Origin of the sequence: Methylobacterium sp. 2A, from assembly GCF_009806555.1 — a bacterium.
In the GTDB taxonomy this organism is placed as follows: Bacteria; Pseudomonadota; Alphaproteobacteria; order Rhizobiales; family Beijerinckiaceae; genus Methylobacterium.
Window position 1 is genome coordinate 424,319 of the sequence record NZ_VUOK01000003.1, and the last position, 24,100, is coordinate 448,418.

Below are 24,100 nucleotides of genomic sequence, written 5' to 3' on the forward strand. Positions count from 1 at the left end.
GGCAGGTCAAGAGCGGGTGCGCTTGCACTCCGTCAGGGCGAGCCAGGCGGTGAAGGCCAGGAACAGGGCGAGCAGCGCCAGCGCGAAGCCGTGCGGGGGCACGAGATCGAGCCCGCCGCCGATCACCGGCGGCCCCAGCATCAGCCCGACATTGTAGAGCACCACGAAGGCCGCGTTGGCGCCCGCGAGGTCGTTTGGCGGCGTCCTATCGCCGAGCATGGCGAGACCGACCGTGTAGAGCGTGCCGGCGATGCCGCCCCAGATTAGCAGCAGCAGCCCGAACGCCAGGGGGCTGCCGGCCGTCAGGGGGATGAGCGCCGAGCCCACGGCCCCCGAGAGGCCCGCGCCGAGCAGCACCGCGCCGCGGTCGAACCGGTCGGCGAGCCAGCCGAACGGGATCTGGAACAGGACGTTGCCGAGCGCGATCAGGCTGACGAGCCCGGCCGCGCCCTGTGCGTCATAACCCAGGCGCAGGCCGTAGAGCGGCAGGATCGCGAAGATGCCGGTCTCGACCGCCCCGTAGGCGAGGGCGGCCGCGAGCGCGCCGGGGGCGAGGCGCAGGTAGCCGAAGAGACCCTGGCCCGAACCCGGCTCGATCGTCGGCGACAATCCGCGGGCGAGCAGGATCGGCAAGCCGCCGGCCAGCATGAGGGCGGCGCCGGTCGCGTAGGGGGCGAGCCCCTCGGTGCCGACGAGCGCCAGCAGGAGCGGGCCCACCGCGAAGCCCGCCGCCAGCACGGTGGCGTAGATGCCCATCACGAGGCCGCGGCGCTCCGGCGGGGCGGCGGCGTTGATCCAGTACTCGGAGAGCACGAACAGGGCGCCGAGCGTCATCGAGAAGACGAAGCGCAGGGGAAACCAGAGCGCGATGCCCGGCAGGATCGGGAACAGCGCGAGACTCGCCGCCCCGACGACCAGCGCGAGGCCGAGCAGCGGCGCGACTCCGATCCGCGCCGCGAGCCGCGGCACGAACGGAACCGTGCAGATGCTGGCGATGCCCGCCACCGCGGTGTTGATCCCGATCAGCGTGCTCGACGCGCCGCGCCGCTCCAGCTCGATCGACAGGAGCGGGATCGACAGGCTCAGCCCGATGCCGACCACGGTGACGCAGGTCACGGCCGCCGCGATCGCCGCCACATCCTCCGGCCGGATCACCCGCCGCACGTCCTGACCCAATTCCTCTTGGTTCACAAAGCCACCCGCTCGCGGCGGCCGTAGCGCTCGTAGTGGAAGGGAATCATGCGGTGCGGAGCGAAGTCGGCGGCGATCTGGGCTTCCAGATCGTCCAGGATGGCGCGGGTGATGTACGGCAGATCGAGCTTGCGGGCCGCGTCGAGGCGGACCCAGGCGAGTTCGGTGAATTCCGCGTCGGCCGTCACGCGTCCGGGCTCCTCGGCCGCGACCATCTGCCGGTCGACCGCGAAGAAGCGCGTGTCGAACCGGCGCACGCGCTTGGGCGGCGTGATCGCCCGGGCCACGAGGTGCAGCGCCTCCAGATCCGGCAGGACGCCGTGCCGGGCAAACCCCTCCCAACCCGCGGGCGTCTCCTCCGGGGCGCCATGTTCCGTGGTGCCGAGCAGCAGTCCGGTCTCCTCGTAGGTCTCGCGGATGGCGGCGAGCGCCAGGGCACGGCCGAGATGGTGCGGCGGCCGCGAGACCTGCCGGGTCAGGGCAGCCTCCGCGTAGTCGGGCAGCGCCCCGGCCACCGGCATGTGGCGGTCGCCGAACTCGATCCGGCCGCCCGGAAAGACGAACTTGCCAGGCATGAAGGCGAGGTTCGGGTTGCGCCGGCCCATCAGGACCTTCGGGCCGCCGCGTCCGCGCCGGTCGAGCACGATCATGGTGGCGGCGTCGCGGGGGCGCAGGCGCGCCGGGGCGGGCTTGTGCTCAGGCGCGGTCGCGGTCTGGGATTCCTGCTGCGGCAGCGGCAAGGCGCGTCTCCTCCAGCCCCGGGGCGGGACGGCTCCGCGGTAGCGTGGCGAAGCCTTGCATGCCAAGGGCGTATTGCAGCCCGACGACGGCCCCCTTCACCGGCTGGAGCAGCGCCAGGGCCATCGCCAGCGTGACGACCGGCCACACGCCCATCTCGACCCAGAGCGGCACGTCGTACGCACTCTCGGTCTCGAGGATCAGGTAGCCGACGATGTGGCCGACGATGAAGATCACCGCGTAGGGCGGCAGGTCGTCGGCCCGGTGGTGATGCAGTTCCAGGCCGCAGGCGTCGCATTCGGGCCGCACCTTGAGGAAGCGGCCGAAGATCCGCCCCCGGCCGCAATGCGGGCAGCGGCCGATCAAGCCCCGGGCCATCGCGGGGACGAGGCGGGTGCGCTGGGGAATCGCTTCGGCGGCCATGTCCCAGGTCTACACCGCCCGGCTCAGCGGCGCGAGCCGCGGTGGCGCGACCCGGTGTTGCGGATTCCCGCAGGGCGGCCGGGCGGCGCGGCCTTGAACGGCCGGCCGCCGGGCTTCTTGCCGGGGCTGGCTTTCCGGGCGCCGGAGCGGCCCTCGCTCAGCAGTTCGAACCGCAGGGCGCCGGCCACCGGCGCGGCCTCCACGAGGCGCACCTCGACCCGGTCGCCGAGACGGAAGGTCTCGCCGGTCCGCTCGCCCACCAGAGCGTGGCGGCCCTCCTCGTGGCGGAAATAGTCGGCCCCGAGCTGCGAGATCGGCACGAATCCGTCCGCCCCGGTCTCGTCGAGCTTGATGAACAAACCGGCCCGGGTGACGCCCGCGATCTGACCCGCGAAGGTCGCGCCGACCTGATCGGCGAGGTGGTGGGCGATCAGCCGGTCGATGGTCTCGCGCTCGGCCGCCATGGCGCGGCGCTCGGCCGCCGAGATCTGCTCGCCGATCTGCGCCAGCTCGCCCGCCGCGATGACGGGCGCCAGCCCATCGCTGCCGAGCCGGCAGGCGGTGATCAGCGCCCGGTGGACGATCAGGTCGGCGTAGCGCCGGATCGGCGAGGTGAAATGCGCGTAGCGGCGCAGGTTCAGCCCGAAATGCCCGAGATTCTCGGCGGCGTAGACGGCCTGCGCCTGACTGCGCAGGATCACTTCGTTGAGGAAGACCCCGTGCTCGGTCTCGGCCGCCATGGCCAGGATGCGGTTGAACAGGGCGGGGCGCAGCGCGCCTTCCTTCGGCAGCTTGATCCCCACCGAGGCCAGGACCTCGCCGAGCGCGCGCATCTTCTCGAGGGCCGGCTCGTCGTGGACGCGGTAGATCAGCGGCTGCTTGGCCTGCTCAAGCGTCTCGGCGGCGGCGACGTTCGCCTGGATCATGAACTCTTCGATGAGCCGGTGGGCGTCGAGGCGTTCCGGCACGATCACGCGGTCGACGGCGCCGTCGGGCCTCAGCAGGACCTTGCGCTCGGGCAGGTCCAGCGCCAGAGGCCCGCGGCGGTCCCGGGCTGCGCGCAGGGCCGCGTAGGCCGCCCAGAGGGGGCGCAGCGCCGTCTCCAGCAGCGGCCCGGTCCTGTCGTCCGGATGCCCGTCGATCGCCGCCTGCGCCTGCGCGTAGGCGAGCTTGGCGCGGGAGCGCATCATCACCCGGTGGAAGCCGTGGCGGCGCTTCTCGCCGTCCGCCGCGATGACCATGCGCACCGCGAGCGCCGGCCGGTCCTCGCCCTCGCGCAGCGAGCAGAGGTCGTTGGAGATCCGCTCGGGCAGCATCGGCACGACCCGGTCGGGGAAGTAGACCGAGTTGCCGCGCTCCAGCGCCTCGCGGTCGAGGCTGGAGCCGGGGCGCACATAGGCGGCGACGTCCGCGATGGCGACGGTGAGGATGAAACCGCCCGGATTGGCCGGGTCGGGATCGGCCTCGGCCATCACGGCGTCGTCATGGTCCTTGGCGTCCGGCGGGTCGATGGTGAGCAGCGGCCGGTCGCGCCAGTCTTCCCGGCCCTTCAGCGTGGCGGGCTTGGCGGAATCCGCCTCGGCCAGGGTCGCATCCGAAAACACGTGCGGGATGTTGTGCAGGTGGAGCGCGATCAGGCTCACCGCCTTCTCGGAGCCGAGCGAGCCCAATCGCTCGCGCACGCGGCCCCGCGGCAGGCCGAAGCGGGTCTCGCGCTCCAGCGAGACGCTGACGAGGTCGCCGTCGCGGGCCTGCCCCTCCTCGCCGGGCGGGATCAGGATCTCGCGCCCCTGCGAGCGCTTCTCCACCGGGACGATCCGGCCGCCCTGCGCGCCTGCCCGGTAGACGCCGATGATCTCGGCCTTGTTCTTCCCGATGACCTTGACGACGCGGCCGCTATAGCCGCCCTCGGCGTCGCGCTCGACCCGGATCAGGGCGCGGTCGCCGATGCCCGGCGCCGGCCGGTTTCCCTTGCGGGGGCCGCGCCCCTGCGTCAGCACGATGGATGGCGGCTTGCCGGTGCCGGTCCACTCCGCCGGAACCGCCAGAAAATCGCCGTGGCGGTCGCGCGCGCGGATATCCGCCAGCACGACCGGCGGCAGATGGCCCGCCGGGGTGAGGCCGCCGCGGTCGCGGTCGAGGGCGCCGTCCGCCTCGATCTCCTTGAGGAGGCGTTTCAGCTCGATCTTGGCGGACCCGGTGATGCCGAAGGCCTTGGCGATCTCCCGCTTGCCGACGCGCTCTTTCGACTCGGCCACGAAGGCGAGGATCTGCTCACGGGTGGGGAAGGGCGGCGGAGCGGCGGGCTCGGCCGCCGGGGCGGTGGTGCGTCGTGCCAAACGATGGGTGCCGGATAAGTCTCGGAAAACGAAGCCCGTGCGGGCTGAGGACCGACTCGATCCTATGCGCCTAACATGGGTCCCGGACCCGCCCAGGGCAACGCCGCGCCGGCGCTCCTCAACAGGCGCGCTCAGCCGGTCGAGGCGATCTTCCGGATATGGTCGACCGCCTGATCCACGTCGAAGCCCGGCGCGACGATCGCCTCCAGGGTGAAGGGGCAGGCGCGCGGCAGGGTCAGGTTCACCTGTCCCTCCAGCGGTGCCAGATCCGGCGTCTCGGCATCGTGGATGGCCAGCGTCCAGGCGCCGTCCATGCGCAGGCTCGCCGGGTCGGGCGGATCGCCCGCGAGCGCCGCGATCTTGGCGCGGCCCGCGTCCCGGCAGGCGAGGCTCGCCGCGTCGTCCGAGATCAGGGCCGCCTTGATCAGCTCGGCCAGGGCATCCCTGACCCGTTCCACGCTCGCGTTCATGGGCATCCGTTCCGAAGGTTTTGAGCGCGTGGCAAGGCGGATGCCAGCCACGATCGGGCCGCTGTGACAGAACCGCCGATCTTCCCTGGCGGTCCGCCGGGTGTAGAAGGCGTGGATGATCCCGGTCCTGACCCGCCACACCGAGGCCGTGCCGCTCTATGCCGCGGCCTGCGCGGAGCTGCGCCTGCGCGGCTTCGCGGGCGACCTGTCGCTGTCGGATGCCGACCGCACCGTCTTCTCCACCGACAATTCGATCTATCAGGTCGAGCCGGGGGCCGTGGCCTTCCCGCGCTCCCGCGACGACCTCGTGCGGATCGCAAAACTCCTCGACGACCCGCGCTTTGCCGAGATCGTGATCCGGCCCCGGGGCGGCGCGACCGGCACCAACGGCCAGTCGCTCGGCCACGGCCTCGTGGTCGACACCTCGCGGCACATGAACCGCATCCTGGAGATCGACGTCGCCAACCGCACCGTCCGGGTCGAGCCGGGTGTCGTGAAGGACCAGCTCAACCGGGAACTGGCCAAGCACGGCCTGTTCTTCGCGCCGGAACTCTCGACCTCGAACCGCGCCACGATCGGCGGGATGATCTCCACCGATGCCTGCGGCCAGGGCTCGTGCCTCTACGGCAAGACCCGGGACCATGTCCTGGCGCTGACCTGCGTGCTCACCGACGGCACGGTCTGGACTGCCGAGCCCCTGGATGCGGAGGGCCTTGAGGCCGCCAAGGGGCGCAACGACCGGGTCGGGGAGATCCACCGCACCGTCGATGCCGTCGTCACCGAGAACGCGGCTTTGATCGAGGAGCGGTTTCCCAAGCTCAACCGCTGTCTGACCGGCTACGACCTCGCGCATCTGCGCGATGCAGAGGGGCGGTTCGACCTCAAGAGCGTGCTCTGTGGATCGGAGGGCACGCTGGCCCTGATCGCCGAGGCGCGGCTCAACGTGCTGCCGATCCCGAAGGCCGCGGTGCTGGTGGCGCTCTCCTACGTGGATTTCGACGCGGCGCTGCGTGACGCGCAGGCTTTGCTGCCCTTCGGCGCCGCCTCGGTCGAGACCATCGACTCGACCGTGCTGGGCCTCGCGCGAAAAGATCCGATCTGGGCCGAGGTGCAGGCCTTCTTCCCCGACGACCCGGCCGGGCGGCCGGTGGACGGGATCAACCTCGTGGAATTCGTCGGCGACGACGCGGCCGGCGTCGAGGCCGCCCTGGGGCGGCTCACCGGGATGCTAGAGGCCGAGCGCGGCCCCGACACCAAGCGCCTCGGCTTCACCATCGCCCGGGGCCCGGCGATCGAGCGGCTCTGGACCATGCGCAAGAAGGCGGTGGGCCTCCTTGGCGCCGCCAAGGGCGATGCCCGGCCGATCCCGTTCGTGGAGGATACGGCGGTGCCGCCCGAGCGGCTTGCCGACTACATCGCCGAGTTCCGGGCGCTCCTCGATGGCAAGGGGCTGCGCTACGGTATGTTCGGCCACGTCGATGCCGGCGTGCTGCATGTCCGCCCGGCGATCGACCTCAAGGATCCGGACCGGAACGGCCTGATCCGCGAGGTGACGGAGGGCGTGGTCGCGCTCACCGCGAAGTACGGTGGCCTGCTCTGGGGCGAGCACGGCAAAGGGTTTCGCTCGGAATTCGTGCCCGCGACCTTCGGGCCCTTGATGCCCGCGCTGGAGGCGATCAAGCGGGCCTTCGATCCGGGCGACCGGATGAACCCCGGCAAGATCGCCTCCGCGAAGGGGCAGAGCCTCACGCGGATCGACGGCGTGCCGCGCCGGGGCGAGCAGGATCGCACCATCCCGGCTCCGGTCCGGCAGGATTTCGACGCGGCGCTCCACTGCAACGGCAACGGCGCCTGCTTCTCCTTCGACGCCGATGAGGCCATGTGCCCGTCCTGGAAGGCGACGCGCGAGCGCCGGCATTCGCCCAAGGGCCGTGCCTCGCTGATGCGCGAGTGGCTGCGGCGGGCTGCGGCGGAAGGGTTCGATCCGGCCGCCGAACTGGCGCGACAGCGTTCCGGCTGGCTCCGCGACGTGGCCGCCACGCTGCTCGGCGCCGTGCGACCGCGTTCCGCGCGGGACGATTTCTCGCATGCCGTCAAGGAGGCGATGGATGGCTGCCTCGCCTGCAAATCCTGCACGGGATCGTGCCCGATCAAGGTCGACGTGCCGAACTTCCGGGCGAAGTTCCTGGCGCTCTACCACACGCGCTACGCCCGCCCCCTGAAGGATCACCTCGTGGCGGCCCTGGAACCGCTGCTGCCGCTGGCTGCCCGGGCGCCGCGCCTGAGCAACGCGATCCTGACCAGCCCGATCACCCGCCTGCTCCTGGCCAGGGCCGGGCTGGTGGCGATCCCGCCCCTGTCGCCGGTCGATCTCCGGACGCGGCTCGCGGAACTCGGCGTCGCCGTCGCGAGCCCGGAGGCGCTGGCCCGGTTGAGCCCGCAGGAGCGCGAGACCGCGGTTCTGGTGGTGCAGGACGCCTTCACCAGCCACTTCGATGCGGAGGTGGTGGCCGATGCCTGCGCGCTGCTCATCGCCCTCGGCTTCCGGCCCTGGCTGGTGCCGTACCGACCGAACGGCAAGCCGCTGCACGTCCACGGTTTCCTCGCCCGGTTCGCCGGCGTCGCGCGTGCGAACGCCGCGATGCTGCGCGATCTCGCCCGGCAGGGGGTGCCGCTGGTCGGGATCGACCCGTCGATGACGCTGACCTACCGGTCCGAATACGCGCAGGCGCTGGGCGCCGACGTGCCCAAGGTGCATCTCCTGCAGGAATGGCTGACGGCCCGGCTCGACCGGATCGCGCCGCGCCGGGGCGGCCGGACCATGCGGCTCCTGCCGCATTGCACCGAGCGCACCAACGCGCCGGGTGCGGTGCGCGACTGGCAGGCCGTGTTCGCCCATCTCGGCCTGCGGCTCGACGTGCCGGCGGCCGGCTGCTGCGGCATGGCGGGGACCTACGGGCACGAGGCCCGCCACCGCGCGACCTCGGAGGCGATCTACGGCTTGAGCTGGGCCCGCCACGTCGCCGAGGCCCCCGGCTGCACGTTGCTGGCGGACGGCTATTCCTGCCGATCCCAGGCCAAGCTGGTCGACGGCGTGCGGCTGCGCCATCCGGTCCAGGCGCTTCTCGAGCATGTCCGTTCGGAGGTCGGGGCGGCGCCGTTCCATCCCGAGCGCGCGGCGGCCGCGGCGCGATGAGCGGCATGGGTTTGAACGCCGCCGTGGTGGGAGCCGGCGCGGTCGGCTGCTACTACGGGTTCATGCTGGCGAAGGCCGGCCACGCGGTCACGCTGATCGGGCGCCCGGCCCTGGTCGAGGCCGTCGCGGCGTCGGGGCTGATTCTGGACAGCGCAAGCGGCACCGCCTCCGTGCCGGTGCGGGCGACCACCGCGGGGAACGGGGTCGCCGGCGCGGATCTCGTCCTGGTCTGCGTGAAGTCCGGCGACACCGAAGCGGCCGGCGCGATGATCGCCCCGCATCTCGATCCCGCGGCGGCGGTCCTGAGCCTCCAGAACGGCGTCGACAATGCCGGGCGTCTGGCCGCGGTGCTCGGGCGGCCCGTCGTGCCGGTTGCGGTCTACGTCGCCACCGAGATGGCCGGGCCGGGCCGCGTCCGCCACAACGGGCGGGGCGACCTGATCCTCGGCGCCTCGGCGGCGAGCGCGCGCATCGCCGCTGCCTTCTCGGCGGCCGGCATCCCGACCACGGTGTCGGAGCGGGCCGTCGACGCCCTCTGGGGCAAGCTGATCCTCAACTGCGCCTACAACGCCCTCTCGGCGCTGACGCAGCTTCCCTACGGACGCTTGGTCCAGGGCGAAGGCGTTGTCGCGTGCATGGCCGACGTGGTGCGGGAATGCGTCGCCGTGGCCGAGGCGGCCGGATTGTCCGTGGCGCCCGATATCCTCGACCGAGTGTTGAGCCTCAGCACCACCATGGCCGATCAGCGCTCCTCGACCGCGCAGGACCTCGCCCGGGGGCGTCCCAGCGAGATCGACCACCTGAACGGCTATGTCGTGCGCATGGGCGCCGCGCTGGGGATCCCCACGCCGGCCAACCGGATGCTGCACACGCTCGTCAAGCTCGCCGAGGCGCAGGTTCGAGGCTGACGTCGTAGGACGCGGCCGTGTGTTCCCTCGGGGACGGGCGCGACCGTCGCCGGCAGCCATCCCGTTGGACTAGGCCGGAGATACAATCGAGATGTCTCGCCCCGACATCGTCGATCCACCGCTGCCGGATGGCGCCGGGTCGGCGGCAGGCAATCACGCACGCGCGGCGGCGTTGGCCTTGCGCGTGGCGGCGGCCTTCTTGGCGGAGGCGGAGCGCTCGGCCGCGCTGCGTCCGGCCGACGCCTTGCCACCCGATTCGCCGCCCTTGTGGGCCGCCGGGTGACCCCGGTCCTGACCGCGCCCCGAGCCGCCGGGCTTCTTGCCGCCGCCATCGTCCTTGTTGACGGTGGCCCAGGCACGGGCTTCGGCCTCGTTCTCCGGCACGCCGCGCGCCTCGTAGGACTCGGCGATGTGCTCGGCCTTGCGTTTCTGCTTGTCCGTGTATTTCGACTTGTCGCCCTGTGCCATCGCGCGGCTCCCGTGCGCTCAGCCGACCCCGGTCGGACCGTCGAGGATCGCCCGCACGCGGCGGACCAGCTCCGTGCGCCGGTACGGCTTGTTGAGCAGGTCAAACTCCGAACCGCCGATATCGGTTCGTTCCAGGCTCGCCTCCGCGTAGCCGGTCGCGAGCAGCACCTTGAGCTTCGGCTGGCGTCGTCGCGCCTCCCGGGCGAGCAGCACGCCGTTCATGCCGCCCGGCATGATCAGATCGGTGAACAGCAGATCGACCCGCTCGCTCGAATCGAGGATCTCCAGCGCCTCGCGGGCATTGCTGGCCACCAGGGTGACGTAGCCGAAATCCCGCAGGATCGTGCGGGCGAGTTCGGCCACGTCCTCGCGGTCGTCGACGATCAGGATCGTCTCGGTGCCCTGCCGGTCGACGGATCGCAGGGAGACCTTGGGCGACGCGTTGACGTCGCCGTCGGTCGCCGGGAACGAGAGCCGCACCGTCGTGCCCTCGCCCACCGTCGATTCGATCTGCGCCGCACCGCCCGATTGCTTGGCGAAGCCGTAGACCATCGAGAGGCCGAGGCCCGTGCCCTTGCCCTCCTCCTTGGTGGTGAAGAACGGGTCCATCACCCGGGCCAGCACCGCGGGCGGGATGCCGGTGCCGGTGTCGCGGATCGCGATGCTGACATACCGGCCGTCGCGCAGGGGGCCGATCTCCCGGGCGCGGGCGGCGACCTCGCTGTTCTCGGTGGAGATCCGCACCGTGCCGCCCTCCGGCATCGCGTCGCGGGCGTTGATCAGCACGTTCAGGATCGCGACCTCGGTCTGGGTCGGGTCGACGCGGCAGTTCCAGAGGTCCGGAGCGAGATCGAGCTCGACCTTGACCGCCTCGCCCACCGAGCGGGCGACCATCTCGCCCATGCCCTCGATCAGGGTGTTGAGGTTGACGGCGCGCCCCTCCAGCCGCTGCTTGCGGGCGAAGGCGAGCAGTTGCTGCGTCAGCGTGGTCGCGCGATCGGCGGCTTGCCGGATATTGTCGGTGGCGCGCCCCAGCCGGGCGCGGTCGGCATCCGGCTTCTCGAGCCCGGCCGCCAGGATGTCGACGTAGCCGACGATCACCTGCAGCAGGTTGTTGAAATCGTGCGCGATGCCGCCGGTGAGCTGGCCGAGCGCTTCCATCTTCTGCGCTTGGCCCAGGGCCTCCTCGGCATCGCGGCGGCGCGAGACGTCGAGCTGCGAACCGAAATAGTAAACGAGCTCGCCGTCGGCGTTGTAGACCGGTGAGACGAACAGCGCGTTCCAGAAGGTCGAGCCGTTCTTGCGATAATTCAGGATCTCGGTGGCGAATTCCCGCCTGTCGGCGATCGCCGCGCGGACCTGCGCCACGGTCTCGCGGTCGGTGTCCGGGCCCTGCAGGAAGCGGCAATTGCGCCCGATCAGCTCCTCCGGCGTGTAGCCGGTCATCGCCAGGAAGGCGCGGTTGGCGAAGATGATCGGGTTGTCGGGCTGGCGCGGATCGGTGACGATCATCGGCATCCGCGTCGTCTCGACCGCCGCGAAGAAGATGTCGCTCTTGCGATCCGTGACGTCGCTCGGCGCGCTGTCCCGGACCTGGGGGCCAGGGCCGGCGGGCGGGGTCTCTGGGGTCTCGGACATGCGAGGCGGTCTTCACCCTCCGGGCTCGGCAGGTGCATGTGGCCCGTCACGACCTGCCGATGGGGACTCTAGCGGTCTGCAACGCGAAGTCGACCGCACAGGTTCTCCGTCCCGACGCTCAAACGGTCGCCGTCTCGCGTGCCTTGCCGGGCAGCGCCGCCGGCGACACCGGGGCGGCTCGCAGGCGCGCCGGCTCGCGGCAGGCGCCAAGCACCGCCGACAGCGCCTCGTTGAGCGAGGTCACCAGGAAGTCCGCCGACGTTGCACGGCGCAGGCGGTCCAGCGTAGCCGGGTCGCGCTCGCGCCAGAAGCCCACGAGGATGCGCACCCCCGGCACCGCGGCCCGCGCTTGGCGGACGGTGAAGCGGATCTGCGAGAGGCTCACCGGCTCCAGATAGGAGAAGCAGATCAGCGCAAGCCCCTCCGGGTTCTCGGGTCGCTCACCGGCGCGGATCGCGGCCATCGACATGACCTGCGAGGCGAGTCCGTGCCGGGCCAGGCTCTGGCTCAGCATCAGGGTTGCCGCCTCGTCGAACGGGCCGCGGCTCGACACGCAGAGGACGGGGGTCGCGCTGCGCCAATGGGGCGCCAGCTCCTCGCGGGTGAGGACGATCCCCGCGATATCCCGGTCGGGCCCGATCGCGGCCAGCGCCGCCGCGGTCTCGGTGTCGGAACTGCGCCCGCCATCCCGCCGGGTCCGCCGCGCGACCGGCGCTGTGCCGAGGCGATCCACCACGGTGCGGATCGCCGCGCCGACCTCCTGCTGGCGTTCGCGGTCGAGGGTCCCGCGCGACATGTCCTCCTGCGCAAGAAGCAGGCCGGCCAGCGCGACCTCGTCGTAGTAGGTGACGAGGGCACGCGCTTTCAGGAATTGCCAGCCCTGATCGATCGCCTCGGCCGGATCTCCGGCCAGCATGCGCTGGTAGAAGATCTCGGGCGGCGACAGGGCCGGCTGATCGCCGAGCAGCACGTCGAGATACCAGAGCCGCTCCACGTGCCGCCCGAGCACGACGAGGCAGACCGTCAGCGGCGTCGCCAGAACGAGGCCGATCGGCCCCCACAGGAAGGTCCAGATCGTCGCCGCCAGGATGACGGCGATCGGTGAGAGGCCGGTGGAATGGCCGTAGAGCAGCGGCTCGACGACGTGGCCGCAGATCGGCTCGACCACCAGGAACAGCGCCGCGGTGGCGATCACCATCGACCAGCCGGGATCGACCGCGGCGGCGAGGATCAGCGGCAGCAGCGCGCTGATCGCGGCACCGATATAGGGCACGAACCGCAGGATTGCGGCGAGCACACCGAACAGGGTCGGGCTCGGCACGCCGATCAGCCAGAGGCCGACGCCGATGACCAGACCGAACACGATGTTGAGGGCGAGCTGGGCCAGGAAGAAGCGGCTGAGCCGGCTGGTGGCGTCGTCGATCGCCGCCGTGGTCCGGCGCAGGTCCTCCGAGCCCCCGGCAAGCCGGATCGCCCGGTTCCGCAGATCCTCGCGCTGGAGCAGGATGAAGATCGTGAAGATCAGGATCAGGCCGGTGGTGGCCAGCGGATGCAGGATGGGACCCGCGAAGGTCTGAAGCGTGTCGATCACGCTGGCGCGGGCGGGGCTGATCTCGACGGTGAGGGGATGGGTTGCCGATCCCCGCTCGCCACGGACCTCCGCGGCCGGCGGCGGCTGCAGGGTCGCGCTCAGATCCTGCACCATGTCGACGATGCGCGAGAGGCTGCTGCTCCCGGCGGTCGCGCCGCGCAGATCCTTGATCTTCGTGCGCATGGTCTGGGTGTAGCGGGGCAGGTCCGCGGCCAGCTGCGAAGCCTCGCTGGCGATCAGACTGCCGATCCCGAACAGGGCGCCGAACACGATCACCACCACCAGCAGGACCGCCGGGGCGCGCGGCACGTGAAGCCGCCGCAGCATCCGCACCGCCGGCACCAGGACGAAGCTCAGCAGGATCGCCAGCGTCACCGGCACCAGGATATCGCGCCCGAGATACAAAGCCGCCATCGTCGCCACGACGAGGAGCAGCGAGGCCAACGCCACGATGACGGGAAGGCCCTCCCGCAGGCGCTGGGCAGTGACGGGATCCTCGCTCACGGACACGCTCCAGGCTTCTCACGCGCAGGGGTCGGGTGGGAACGGCCGTGGACGCGAACGGATCCGCGCTTCAGCTCGCCTGCGCGGTCTCGCCCAGGGCGGCACTGATCTGGCTGAGCAGCTTCGAGAAATCGACGGGCTTGGGGTGGTAGTCGTCGCAGCCCGCCTGGATCGCCTTGTCGCGGTCCCCCGACATGGCGTGGGCAGTGAGCGCGATGATCGGGATCGCCCGCGTGTCGGTGCCGGATTTCAGCGTGCGGGCGACCGACCAGCCGTCGAGGATCGGCAGGTTCATGTCGAGGAGGATGACGTCGGGCTGGCCCGAGCGCGCCTGCCGGACGCCGGCCTCGCCGTCATGGGCCAGGATCACCTCGTAGCCGCGGCGCTTGAGCCGCCGGGACAGGAAGTCCCAGATCTCTTCGTGGTCCTCGACCAGCAGAATCTTCGCCATCAGAACTCGAATCCCCGGCTCGCGACATTCCCGGCTCGCGACCTGCCGGCCGACAGGCCAACGCGCGGCAACGCACAATCGCCCAACGTTCCTGCCGCGATTCCGGTCCGCGGTGAAGGGGGCGTCCCGCGCGGTTGACCCCGGCACCGGCCGGTATGAGCGGGCGCGCCGCGCGAATCGGCAATATCGGGCGGAACGGAATGGCCGATAAAGCCGACATCATGTTCTATCACGCGCCCAATACGCGCTCGTCCGGGGTGCGCGTGGTCTTCGAGGAGCCGGGCGTGCCGCGCGCGGCCTCCTGCGCGTCACGGCGCCGGTGCTGCGCGCGCCGTAACCCGCGCCGCAGAGACGGGTGGCGAAATCCAATCGTCCGCCGGTGGATCGCGTCTTCGCGGCCGGACTCTTGCTGAGAGGTCGCCCGGAGCCCGATCCGGCGCGCATCCGGGCTCCGCCGGTTCTTCCGGCCGCATTCCCGCGCGACGATCGGATCAAGCCAGCCCATGCGTCTGCTTTCCCTCCTCGCGGCCCTCCTCGCCCTGTCCCAGGCCGCACCGGCCCAGGCCGAGGCCCTCACCGGCACGCTCAAGAAAATCCAGGACAGCAACCGGCTGGTCCTCGGCGTGCGCGATACCGCGCCGCCGTTCAGCTACATCGATCAGAACGAGAAGGTGGTCGGCTTCGCGATCGACATCTGCATGACGATCGCCGACGCGGTGAAGCGCGAATTGAAGAAGCCGGACCTCGAGGTCGCGATGGAGTTCGTGAACTCCTCCTCGCGCATCCCGCTGATCACCAACGGCACGGTCGATCTCGAATGCGGGACGACGACCAACAACGCCGAGCGCAAGAAGCAGGTGGCCTTCACCAACACCCACTTCCTGACGGCCACCCGCTTCGTCTCCAAGAGGGATCAGCACATCGCCAGCCTGGACGACCTGCGCGGCAAGACCGTCTCGTCGGTGGCCGGCTCGACCAACATCCTGATGCTGATCAAGGCCAACAACGAGCGCAAGCTCGGCATCACGGTGATCGCCGCCAAGGACGTCCCGGAGGCCTTCCTGATGGTCGAGACCGGCCGGGCGGCGGCCTTCGTGATGGACGACGTGCAGCTCAGCGTCGTCGCGGCCCAGTCCAAGGAGCCGTCCGCCTACGTGGTCAGCGACGAGACCCTGTCCAACCCGGAACCCTACGGGATCATGATGCGCAGGGATGACCCGGCCTTCAAGGCGGTGGTGGACCGGGCGACCGCCGAACTCTACCGCAGCCCCAAGATCCTGACGATCTACGACCGCTGGTTCCTCAAGCCGGTGCCCCCGCGCGGTCTCAACTACAACGTGCCGCTCTCCTCTGCCCTGCGCTGGGCGTTCGAGCATCCGACCGACGAGTCGGATCCCGCATTCTACGCGCACTGATCTGTCGCACGGCGGGGTTCCGCTGAAGCCGGGGAGATGCGATGCGGCTTGGCTGATCCCAGTCCGCGTCGCGAAGCGCCCCCATGACCGACCGCACAGAGCCGGCTCTCACCTCCGCCGCGGCTGGCGCCGCGCCGCCGGCAACCTCGATCCCGCGACTGATCGTGGTGTTGGCCTGCGCCGGCTTCGGCAGCACCTTCGCGCTGCGCTCGGTCGAGCCTCTGGTCGGCGTGCTCGCCCGGGACCTCGCGAGCGATGCCCACACGGTGGCGCTGCTCTCCACGGCCTTCGCGCTGCCCTACGCGTTCATCCAGCCGGTCCTGGGGCCGGTCGGCGATGCGCTCGGCAAGGAGCGGGTGATGAGCACTTGCCTTGCGGTGCTCGCCGTGGCCCTCGCCCTGTGCAGCGTCGCCCCCGATCTTGCCAGCCTGTTCGGCCTGCGGATGCTTGCGGGCGCGGCCGCCGGGGGCTGCATCCCGCTCTCGCTGGCGCTGCTCGGCGACCGGGTCCCGATGGAGAGCCGTCAGGTGGCGATCGGGCGCTTCCTCGTGGCGGTGATCCTCGGCCAGCTCTCCGGCTCGACCTTCGCGGGCCTGATCGAGGCGGCGATCGGCTGGCGCGGGGTGTTCGCGGTCACCGCCGCGGTGGCGGCCTGCGCCTGCGCCGCGACGGTGTTCGGCTTCGACCGCGCCGGCCGCCCGCCGGCCCGCCGCCCGGCTTTCCGCGAGGCGGTGACGCGCTACCGGACGATCCTGGGCAATCCCCGCGCGCGGGTGCTGTTCTCGGCGGTGTTCATCGAGGCGATCGCGATCTTCGGCGTGTTCCCGCACCTCGCGCCGCTGCTCGAGGCCCGGGGGGAGGGCGGTCCGCGCGAGGCCGGCCTCGTGCTGGCGGGGTTCGCGGTCGGCGGCCTGCTCTACTCGGCGCTGGTCGGGCTGCTGGTGCGGCTGCTCGGCCTGCCGCGGATGCTGATCGGCGGCGGCCTGATCTGCGGCGCGTCGCTCACCGTGGTCGGGCTCGCGGGCTCGTGGCCGGTCGATTGCGCCGCGCTCACCGCCATGGGGCTCGGCTTCTACATGCTGCACAACACCTACCAGACCCAGGTCACCGAGGTCGCGCCCACGGCCCGGGCTTCGGCGGTGGCGCTCCACGCCTTTTCGTTCTTCTGCGGGCAGGCGCTCGGCGTCGCGGTGATCGGGCAGGCGCTGGTGCGGTTCGGGCAGTTCGGGGCGCTCACGGGCTGCGCCGTGACCATCCTGGCGCTGGGGATCGGCACCGCCTTCGCCCTGCGGCAGAAGCCGGCGCCGGTGGCGTTCCCGGGGTGAGCGTCGCTCAGGACCGCCCCATCGCCAGCGCCTTGAGGTCGAAGCCCGGATCCTCCGCCTGATCCGGCGTCAGCGGCGTGCCGGCAGCGAGAAGGCGCCGGGCAACCATGTGGTCGCCCGCCCGGTCGACGGATTCCACCGCGCTCAGGCGCCCGTCGCGGAAGCGGAACACCGAGAAGGCCGGGCCCGCCCCGCGGACCACGCTGGCATCGCCCGGACCCGACAGCCCGGCGATCTGCAGCTTGTGCGGGCCCTGGTCGCTCCAGAACCAGGGCAAGGCGCCGTAGGCGGAAGGCTTGCCGAGGAGCCGGGCTGCGAGGCAGCGGCCCTGGTCGATGGCGTTCTGGACGGATTCGATCCGCACCGTGCCATCCGCCGTGAGCCCGTGCGCGAAGGGGCTCGGGAACCGGGCGCAATCGCCGATCGCCGAGATCGTCGGATCGGGGGTGGCGAGGAACGCATCGACCCGCACGCCGTCCTCGGCCGGCAGACCCGCCTCCAGGGCGAGTTCCCGGTTCGGCAGCACGCCGATGCCGATCAGGACGAGATCGGCGGGACGCTCCGTCCCGTCCGCCAGCGCGATCCCGGTCGCGCGGCCGTCGCGTCCGAGGATCGCCGTGACGCCCGCCCCGAAGGCGAAGCGCACGCCCGCCGCCTCGTGGGCGCTGCGGAAGAACGCGCCCATCTCGGCCGACACCGCCCGGGCCATGGGCCGCTCGGCCGCCTCGATCACCGTCACGGGGAGGCCGCGCGCGGCCGCCACGGCGGCAAATTCCAGCCCGATGAAGCCCGCGCCCACCACCGCGATCGCCCGCGCCGCCGCGATCTCCGCCCGGAGCGCGTCGGCATCCGCGAGGCCGCGCAGCTGGTGCACGCCGCCGAGATCGGCCCCGGGGACCGGCAGCGGGCGGTTGCGGGCACCGGTGGCGAGGACGAGGTGGTCGTAGGCGAGGCTGTCCCCATCCGACAGGTGCAGGCGGCGCGCGGCCCGGTCGATGGCGACGGCCCGGATGCCCGGCCGGTGCGTGATCGCGTGCTCGGCGAAGAAGCCCGGCTGGCGCAGGAACAGGCCCTCCCGATCGGTCTTGCCGGCGAGATAGGCCTTCGACAGGGGCGGACGCTGATAGGGCAGGGCGGCCTCGTCCCCCACCAGGGTGATCGGCTCCCGGAAGCCGCCCTCGCGCAGGGAGGCGGCGAGCTGGAAGCCCGCCTGGCCCGCGCCCGCGACGACGATCCCGGCCGCGCTCATGCTCCGGCTCCCGCCAGCGCCAGCCCGCTCTGCGCGACGCCCGGCAGGCTCTGCGCGCCCTCCGACATCAGGTACGACCACACCGCCGAGGCCGCCGGCCCCAGCACCTTGTCGGCGCGGCGCACCGCGTACCAGTCGCGCCGGATCGGCAGGCCCTTCACGTCGAGGAGGACGAGGCGGCGGCTCTCCAGCTCCGCCGCCACCGAGTGGACCGAGAGCAGCGCGATGCCGAGCCCGGCCATCACCGCCTGTTTGATGGTCTCGTTCGAGCCGGTGTCGATCTCCAGCGGCGCGCGCTTGACCAGCACGCCGGCCATGAATTCCTCGAACACCATCCGCGTGCCCGAGCCCTCCTCGCGCAGGAAGAACGGCTGGTCGGCGAGATCCTCGCGGGTCAGGCCGGGCCGCCCCGCCAGGGGATGGTCCGGGGCCGCGATCAGTACGATCGGGTGCGGGCCGAAGGTGGCGGCCTCGATCGGAAAATCCCGGGGCGGGCGGCCCATCAGGGCGAAGTCGATCTCGTAGCCGCGCAGGGCCTCCACGGTCTGGCCGCGGTTGCGCACCGACAGGCTGATCTCGACGCCCGGATGCTTCTTGACGAAGCCGGCGATCACCTGCGGGGCGAAATACTTGGCGGTGGAGACGACGCCGAGCGCCACGCGCCCGCCCTCGGCGCCGCGGAGCGTCCGCAGGCGGTCCGTGCAGGTCTCCAGCACGGTGTTGATGCTGTCGATCGCCCAGAGCATCTCGCGGCCGGCATCCGTCGGCTTGAGGCCGCCCGGCGTCCGGTCGAACAGCAGGAGGCCGGCCTCTTCCTCCAGCTGGCGGATGCGGGCGTAGAGCGCCGCCGAGGTGACGTTCAGCTCCTGCGCCGCCCGGGTCATGGTGCCGAGCCGGGCCACCGCCGCCACCGCCTGAAGCTGCTTGAGGGAGAGGTTGCGCATGGCCGGGGTCTCGTATTTTTTGTGCTTCCTTACAAGATCGCACAGAAATCTTGAACGAAGGGCGACCGGCTCCTGTCGATCCGGTTGCCGGGGCCGCTATCTTGAGGGCCGAACGGCCGCTACAGAGCCCGCGCGGAACGCGCGATCCCGGCGGGCGGGATCCGAGCAGGAGAGTTAAGCCGATGGCAATCTCAGCGGCGATCGGGACGCCTCTCGATACCTGTCTGGCGCAGGCCGTGGACGGCAACCCGGCGTTGAAGGACGCCGCCGCGGTGATTGCAGCGGTGGCACGTTCCGCGGTGGAGATCAGCGAGCGGATCGGGCGCGGGGCGCTCGGCGGCGACCTCGCGGCGGCGGGCGAGCACAACAGCGACGGCGACGTCCAGAAGGCGCTCGACGTGATCGCCCACGAGAGCGTGACGGCGGCCCTGCGCGGCGCCCCCGTGGCCGAGGTCGCCTCCGAGGAGGCCGAGGAGGTGATGCGGCTCAATCCCGACGCGCCGCTCGCCGTCGCCATCGACCCGCTCGACGGCTCCTCCAACATCGGCGTCAACATGGCGGTGGGGATGATCTTCGGCATCCGGCCATCGATCAAGGATCCGTCGAACCCCATCGCGTCGTTCACGACACCAGGCTCGGCGCAGATCGCGGCGGGCTTCGTGACCTACGGTCCGGCCACCGCGCTGATCCTGACGCTCGGCCAGGGCACCCAATCCTACGTGCTCGACCGCAAGGACGGGACGTTCAAGCTGACGAGCCCGGCCATGTCGGTCCCGGCCGCCACCAAGGAATTCGCCATCAACGCCTCGAACGCCCGGCACTGGGACGCCCCGGTGAAGGCCTATATCGAGGATTGCCAGCGCGGCACCGAGGGGCCGCGCGACAAGGACTACAACATGCGCTGGCTCGCCTCCCTGGTGGCCGACATCCAGCGCGTGCTGACCCGCGGCGGCGTGTTCCTCTATCCCGGCGACGCCCGGAAGAATTACGCCCGCGGCCGCCTGCGGCTCCTCTACGAGGTCGCCCCCGTGGCGATGCTGGTGGAGCAGGCCGGCGGCGCAGCCACCGACGGTCAGACGCGCATCCTCGACATCGTCGCCACCGGGATCCACGAGCGCGCCCCGCTGGTCTGCGGCTCGACTGAGGAGGTCGAGTGCGTCGCCGCCTATTACGGCGGCGGCAAGCCCGATGCCGGCCGCTCGCCGCTGTTCGGCCAGCGCGGCCTGATGCGCTCGTAAGCGCCACGCGAAGCCCGGAAAGAATGTCGGCGCGGCATCCCATCATCTCGGTGACCGGCTCCTCGGGGGCCGGCACCACCTCGGTGCGCAACACCTTCGAGCAGATCTTCCGCCGGGAGGATGTGCGGGCGGTGTTCATCGAGGGCGACGGCTTCCACGCCTTCGACCGGGACACGATGCGGACCATGATGGCGCGCGAGCCGACCCTGTCGCACTTCGCGCCCCGGGCGAACCTCCTGCCGGAACTGGAGGCGGTGTTCCGCAGCTACGCCGAATCCGGCACCGGCCGCACCCGCCACTACGCCCACGACCAGCACGACGCCCGGATGTACAACATCCCGGAGGGCAGCTTTTCCGAGTGGGAGTCCTTCCCCCCCGATTCCGACCTTCTGTTCTACGAGGGCCTGCACGGCTGCGTCGCCGACCCGGATGTCGACATCGCCCGCTACGCCGACCTGAAGATCGGCGTCGTGCCGGTGATCAACCTCGAATGGATCCAGAAGCTGCACCGGGACCGCTCGTTCCGCGGCTACTCCACCGAGGCCGTTACCGACGTGATCCTGCGGCGGATGCCCGATTACGTGCAGACCATCTGCCCGCAATTCTCCTTCACCGACATCAACTTCCAGCGGGTGCCGACGGTCGACACCTCGAACCCGTTCATCGCCCGCTGGATCCCCACCGCCGACGAGTCGATGGTGGTGATCCGGTTCAAGGATCCGAAGGGGATCGACTTCTCCTATCTGGTCTCCATGATCCACGACAGCTTCATGAGCCGGGCGAATTCGATCGTGATCCCCGGCGGCAAGCTCGACCTCGCCATGCAGCTGATCCTGACGCCGATGATCATGCAGCTCGTCGAGCGGCGGCGCCGGCTGGCCTAGAGGGAGGGGACATCTTGGAACCCGCCAGAATGTTGCCCCCATCCTCAGCCTCATCCTGAGGAGCCCGCGCCAGCGGGCCTCGAAGGAGCCCTCCAGCTGGCCACGCGATAACTGGAGCCCTCCTTCGAGGCCTCCGCTGCGCTCCGGCACCTCAGGATGAGGGTCTTGATGGAATAAGAGCTCCTCACAAAACTCCCGGGCACCAGGGGGGGCGCCCTCCGGCCACGACAGCCTGGCGGGAGTTTTGTGAGAGGCTCTTAGCCCGCTCAAACCTGCCTGTGCCCGCTCGTTGCTGAAAGACCTGTGATGCTGCCTCCCGTCATCGCCCCGTCCATCCTCTCCGCAGACTTCTCGAAGCTCGCGGAAGAAACCCGCGCCATCGACGCCGCCGGGGCCGACTGGATCCATCTCGATGTGATGGACGGCCACTTCGTGCCCAACATCACCTTCGGCCCGCCGGTCGTGAAGGCGCTCCGGCCGCACACGCAAAAATACTTCGACGTGCACCTGATGATCGCCCCGGCCGATCCCTACCTCGCGGCCTTCGCGGAGGCCGGCGCCGACGGCATCACGGTCCATGCCGAGGCCGGGCCGCATATCCATCGCTCGCTCCAGACCATCCGCGACCTCGGCAAGCGCGCCGGGGTGGCGATCAATCCCGGAACCCCGGCGGCCCTGGTCGAGCCGGTGCTCGACCTCGCGGATCTCGTTCTGGTGATGACCGTCAATCCGGGCTTCGGCGGCCAGAAGTTCCTCAAAAGCTGCATGGAATCCGTGGCGCGGGTGCGCGCGATGGTGGCGGGGCGCGACATCCGGATCCAGGTCGATGGCGGCATCGATGCCGAGACCGTGAAGCTCGCGAGCCGTGCCGGCGCCGACACCTTCGTGGCCGGCAACGCCGTCTTCAGCGGCGGTCCGGACGCCTATGCCGAGCGCATCGCGGCGATCCGGGACGGCGCGGAGGGCGCCTCCGGTCGCGACCTGTCGTGCTGAGGGCGCTGATCTTCGACGTCGACGGCACGCTGGCCGAGACCGAGGACCTGCACCGGCAGGCGTTCAACCGCGCCTTCGCCGAACTGGGCCTGCCCTGGCACTGGGATCCGGCGCTCTACGCCGACCTGCTCACCGTGATGGGCGGCAAGGAGCGGCTCGCCCACTACATCGATGCGCAGCACCCGGCCGAGGCCGGGGCGCTCCATGCGCTCGCCCCGGAGATCCACGCCCGCAAGACCGCAGCTTACGGTGCCCTCGTGTCGGAGCGCCGCTTGCCCCTGCGTCCCGGCATCGCCCGGCTCCTCGCCGAGGCCCGGGCGGACGGCCTCCGGCTCGCCGTCGCCACCACCACCAGCCGGCCGAATGTCGATCAGTTGCTCGCCGTCAACTTCCCGCCGGGCGCCAAGCCTTTCGACGTGATCGCGGCCGGCGATGAGGCGGACCGCAAGAAGCCCGCTCCGGATGTGTTCCTCCTGGCGCTCGCCGGCCTGGATGTCTCCGCCTCGGAGGCCGTCGCGTTCGAGGATTCGGCTGCCGGCATCAGCTCGGCGCGCGCCGCCGGCCTGCCGGTGCTGGCGACCCGCAGCCGCTACACCGAGCGCCACCGGCTCGACGGCGCCTTCTCGGCGGTCTCGGACCTCGGCGAGCCGGGGCAGCCTCACCGGCACATCGCGGGCCTTGCCTGGCCGCGCCACGTGGTGACGCTGGCCGCCCTGAAGGATTGGCACGCGGGACGTCGCTAAGCCGGTGCTGCAAAAGCGACCGCTGCGGCCTGTCCATAGATCGACCTCAACCCTGTCGGACCGCGCGTTCCCCGGCCCAGATCCTGCGCTTCCTCGCCGCCGTGCGTGCGGCGTGAAACTTCGGACCGCTTCCGACGACGAGGTTGCCCTGCCGAAGCGGACGGGTTCGGCGCAAGAGAGCGCATCGCGACAAAGGCTTAGGGCCGGTCCAGGCGAGGGTCGCGCCGGCCCGCACGACGCCCCTCGCTCCGACCCTGCGCCTCCGTGGCGAACAGCATCGTGCCGGCCACCACCCCGAGCGCCGCCGCGATCCCGAGCTTGAGCCAGCGCGGATCGGCGGCTGCCACATGCCCGGTCGCGCGCGCGTCGAAGCGGCCATGCGCCCCGGGATCGGTGTCGACCGGGTCGTAGAGGTTGTCGGGGCGGTTCTTCTGGGCCTGCACGCTGGTCATCTCCCCACGGTAGCCGTGCCGGGCGAGGTAGCCGTCGATCCAGCCCGGAATCAGCATGTTGCCGACGATCGCCTTCCAGGCCGAGGCGCCGATCCACAATTCCCGCGGCGCGTCGTGGGCCGCCCGGAATACGTGGCGGGCGATGGCCTCCGGCTGGTAGATCGGCGGCACCGGCTCGAGCTTGCGCGGCAACCGTGAGCGCGCCCAGTCGAATTGCGGCGTATTCACCGCCGGCAGTTGCACCATCGTCAGCCGCACCCGGCTGCCGTCGTGGAGCAATTCGCTGCGCAAGGAATCGACGAAACCCCGCACCGCGGCCTTGGCGGCGCAGTAGCTCGCCTGGAGCGGGATCGACCGGTAAGCCAGCGCCGAGCCGATATGGACGATCGTGCCCCGGTCGCGCGGCACCATGTGCTTGAGAGCGGCGAGCGTGCCGTGGACCTGCCCGAGATAGGTGACCTCGGTGGCCCGCCGGAACTCGTCCGGCTTGGTCTCCTGCACGGGGGCGTAGATCGTCACCATCGCGTTGTTGACCCACACGTCGATGCCGCCGAACCGCTCGGCGAGTTCGTCGGCGGCCTGTGCGACCGCGTCCGCGTCGGCAACATCCGCCGCGAAGGCCAGCGCCTGGCCGCCGGCCTGCTCCACATCGCGGATCGTGCCCCGGAGCCCCGCCTCGCCCCGGGCGATCAGGCCGACATTCCAGCCGTGCCGGGCGAATTCGTGGGCGACCGCCCGTCCGACGCCGGCGCTCGCGCCCGCCACCATCACCGTATTGCGTCCGTTCCGGCCTGACATCGGGTCCCCAGCGCGCGAGAAAATCCCTGCGGCAACGCCCGATCGCGGCAATCTTTCCAGGGCGATCCGATCACGAACTGCGTGGGTGAGCGCGTTGCTTCGCCGAAACCCGGCGGCCTATAACGCGGGCGACCTCACAGCC

The 24,100-nt window shown here is 71.1% G+C and carries 21 protein-coding genes; 8 read left to right on the forward strand and 13 right to left on the reverse strand.

Annotation, left to right across the window (positions count from 1 at the left end; genetic code table 11):
- Positions 1-6: 6 nt before the first annotated feature.
- The 5 genes from FVE89_RS02155 to FVE89_RS02175 form a co-directional block, all read right to left on the reverse strand.
- On the reverse strand, positions 7-1,191 hold the full coding sequence (locus FVE89_RS02155) for an MFS transporter (protein ID WP_342389793.1): 1,185 nt from the start codon (positions 1,189-1,191) through the stop codon (positions 7-9).
- Complete coding sequence (locus FVE89_RS02160) at positions 1,188-1,931, reverse strand: NUDIX domain-containing protein (RefSeq protein WP_160532474.1); 744 nt, start codon at positions 1,929-1,931, stop codon at positions 1,188-1,190. The genes FVE89_RS02155 and FVE89_RS02160 overlap by 4 nt, the downstream gene beginning before the upstream one ends.
- Complete coding sequence (locus FVE89_RS02165; RefSeq protein WP_160532475.1) at positions 1,888-2,352, reverse strand: DUF983 domain-containing protein; 465 nt, start codon at positions 2,350-2,352, stop codon at positions 1,888-1,890. Before FVE89_RS02165 ends, FVE89_RS02160 begins: the two co-directional genes overlap by 44 nt.
- A gap of 23 nt (positions 2,353-2,375) precedes the next feature.
- Positions 2,376-4,691: a ribonuclease R gene (gene rnr, locus FVE89_RS02170; RefSeq protein WP_160532476.1), complete on the reverse strand. Its 2,316-nt coding sequence runs from the start codon at positions 4,689-4,691 to the stop codon at positions 2,376-2,378.
- 131 nt (positions 4,692-4,822) lie between these two features.
- Positions 4,823-5,161: a hypothetical protein gene (locus tag FVE89_RS02175; RefSeq protein ID WP_160532477.1), complete on the reverse strand. Its 339-nt coding sequence runs from the start codon at positions 5,159-5,161 to the stop codon at positions 4,823-4,825.
- A gap of 115 nt (positions 5,162-5,276) precedes the next feature.
- Between FVE89_RS02175 and FVE89_RS02180 the strand changes: the two genes are divergently transcribed.
- Positions 5,277-8,357: an FAD-binding and (Fe-S)-binding domain-containing protein gene (locus tag FVE89_RS02180; RefSeq protein WP_160532478.1), complete on the forward strand. Its 3,081-nt coding sequence runs from the start codon at positions 5,277-5,279 to the stop codon at positions 8,355-8,357.
- 11 nt (positions 8,358-8,368) lie between these two features.
- Positions 8,369-9,265 carry a 2-dehydropantoate 2-reductase gene (locus FVE89_RS02185; RefSeq protein WP_160532680.1) on the forward strand — a complete coding sequence of 299 codons (897 nt, stop codon included), beginning with the start codon at positions 8,369-8,371 and terminating at the stop codon, positions 9,263-9,265.
- A 153-nt stretch (positions 9,266-9,418) separates the two neighbouring features.
- Here FVE89_RS02185 and FVE89_RS02190 read toward each other — a convergent pair whose 3' ends face one another.
- From FVE89_RS02190 to FVE89_RS02210, 5 genes are all read right to left on the reverse strand, one after another.
- Positions 9,419-9,733 carry a plasmid stabilization protein gene (locus FVE89_RS02190; RefSeq protein WP_160532479.1) on the reverse strand — a complete coding sequence of 105 codons (315 nt, stop codon included), beginning with the start codon at positions 9,731-9,733 and terminating at the stop codon, positions 9,419-9,421.
- An 18-nt stretch (positions 9,734-9,751) separates the two neighbouring features.
- A complete protein-coding gene (locus tag FVE89_RS02195; protein ID WP_160532480.1) occupies positions 9,752-11,371 on the reverse strand; it encodes a hybrid sensor histidine kinase/response regulator in 1,620 nt (539 codons plus the stop codon).
- A 118-nt stretch (positions 11,372-11,489) separates the two neighbouring features.
- The gene (locus FVE89_RS02200) at positions 11,490-13,466 is read right to left on the reverse strand and encodes an AI-2E family transporter (protein WP_160532481.1); all 1,977 of its coding nucleotides are present in this window, start codon (positions 13,464-13,466) and stop codon (positions 11,490-11,492) included.
- A 70-nt stretch (positions 13,467-13,536) separates the two neighbouring features.
- Positions 13,537-13,917 (reverse strand): response regulator, encoded by a 381-nt coding sequence (locus tag FVE89_RS02205; protein WP_160532482.1) that lies wholly within the window; start codon positions 13,915-13,917, stop codon positions 13,537-13,539.
- Between the two features lie 229 nt (positions 13,918-14,146).
- Complete coding sequence (locus FVE89_RS02210) at positions 14,147-14,422, reverse strand: hypothetical protein (RefSeq protein WP_160532483.1); 276 nt, start codon at positions 14,420-14,422, stop codon at positions 14,147-14,149.
- Between FVE89_RS02210 and FVE89_RS02215 the strand changes: the two genes are divergently transcribed.
- Positions 14,421-15,332, forward strand: coding sequence for an amino acid ABC transporter substrate-binding protein (locus FVE89_RS02215; protein WP_160532484.1), 912 nt, complete (start codon positions 14,421-14,423; stop codon positions 15,330-15,332). The genes FVE89_RS02210 and FVE89_RS02215 overlap by 2 nt on opposite strands.
- A gap of 83 nt (positions 15,333-15,415) precedes the next feature.
- Positions 15,416-16,657: an MFS transporter gene (locus tag FVE89_RS02220; protein ID WP_202130507.1), complete on the forward strand. Its 1,242-nt coding sequence runs from the start codon at positions 15,416-15,418 to the stop codon at positions 16,655-16,657.
- Between the two features lie 7 nt (positions 16,658-16,664).
- On the opposite strand, the gene FVE89_RS02225 is transcribed toward FVE89_RS02220, so the two are convergent.
- Both FVE89_RS02225 and FVE89_RS02230 read right to left on the reverse strand, forming a co-directional pair.
- Positions 16,665-17,906 carry an FAD-dependent oxidoreductase gene (locus tag FVE89_RS02225; protein WP_160532485.1) on the reverse strand — a complete coding sequence of 414 codons (1,242 nt, stop codon included), beginning with the start codon at positions 17,904-17,906 and terminating at the stop codon, positions 16,665-16,667.
- Positions 17,903-18,850, reverse strand: coding sequence for a LysR family transcriptional regulator (locus FVE89_RS02230; protein ID WP_160532486.1), 948 nt, complete (start codon positions 18,848-18,850; stop codon positions 17,903-17,905). The genes FVE89_RS02225 and FVE89_RS02230 overlap by 4 nt, the downstream gene beginning before the upstream one ends.
- Positions 18,851-19,032: 182 nt before the next feature.
- Between FVE89_RS02230 and FVE89_RS02235 the strand changes: the two genes are divergently transcribed.
- From FVE89_RS02235 to FVE89_RS02250, 4 genes are all read left to right on the forward strand, one after another.
- A complete protein-coding gene (locus tag FVE89_RS02235; protein ID WP_160532487.1) occupies positions 19,033-20,088 on the forward strand; it encodes a class 1 fructose-bisphosphatase in 1,056 nt (351 codons plus the stop codon).
- Positions 20,089-20,111: 23 nt separating this feature from the next.
- Entirely contained in the window at positions 20,112-20,972 is an 861-nt protein-coding gene (locus FVE89_RS02240; RefSeq protein ID WP_160532488.1) for a phosphoribulokinase, read from the forward strand.
- 306 nt (positions 20,973-21,278) lie between these two features.
- The gene (gene rpe / locus FVE89_RS02245; RefSeq protein WP_160532489.1) at positions 21,279-21,965 is read left to right on the forward strand and encodes a ribulose-phosphate 3-epimerase; all 687 of its coding nucleotides are present in this window, start codon (positions 21,279-21,281) and stop codon (positions 21,963-21,965) included.
- On the forward strand, positions 21,959-22,708 hold the full coding sequence (locus FVE89_RS02250; RefSeq protein WP_160532490.1) for an HAD-IA family hydrolase: 750 nt from the start codon (positions 21,959-21,961) through the stop codon (positions 22,706-22,708). Before rpe ends, FVE89_RS02250 begins: the two co-directional genes overlap by 7 nt.
- A 197-nt stretch (positions 22,709-22,905) precedes the next feature.
- Here FVE89_RS02250 and FVE89_RS02255 read toward each other — a convergent pair whose 3' ends face one another.
- Entirely contained in the window at positions 22,906-23,958 is a 1,053-nt protein-coding gene (locus tag FVE89_RS02255; RefSeq protein WP_160532491.1) for an SDR family oxidoreductase, read from the reverse strand.
- Between the last annotated feature and the right edge of the window lie 142 nt (positions 23,959-24,100).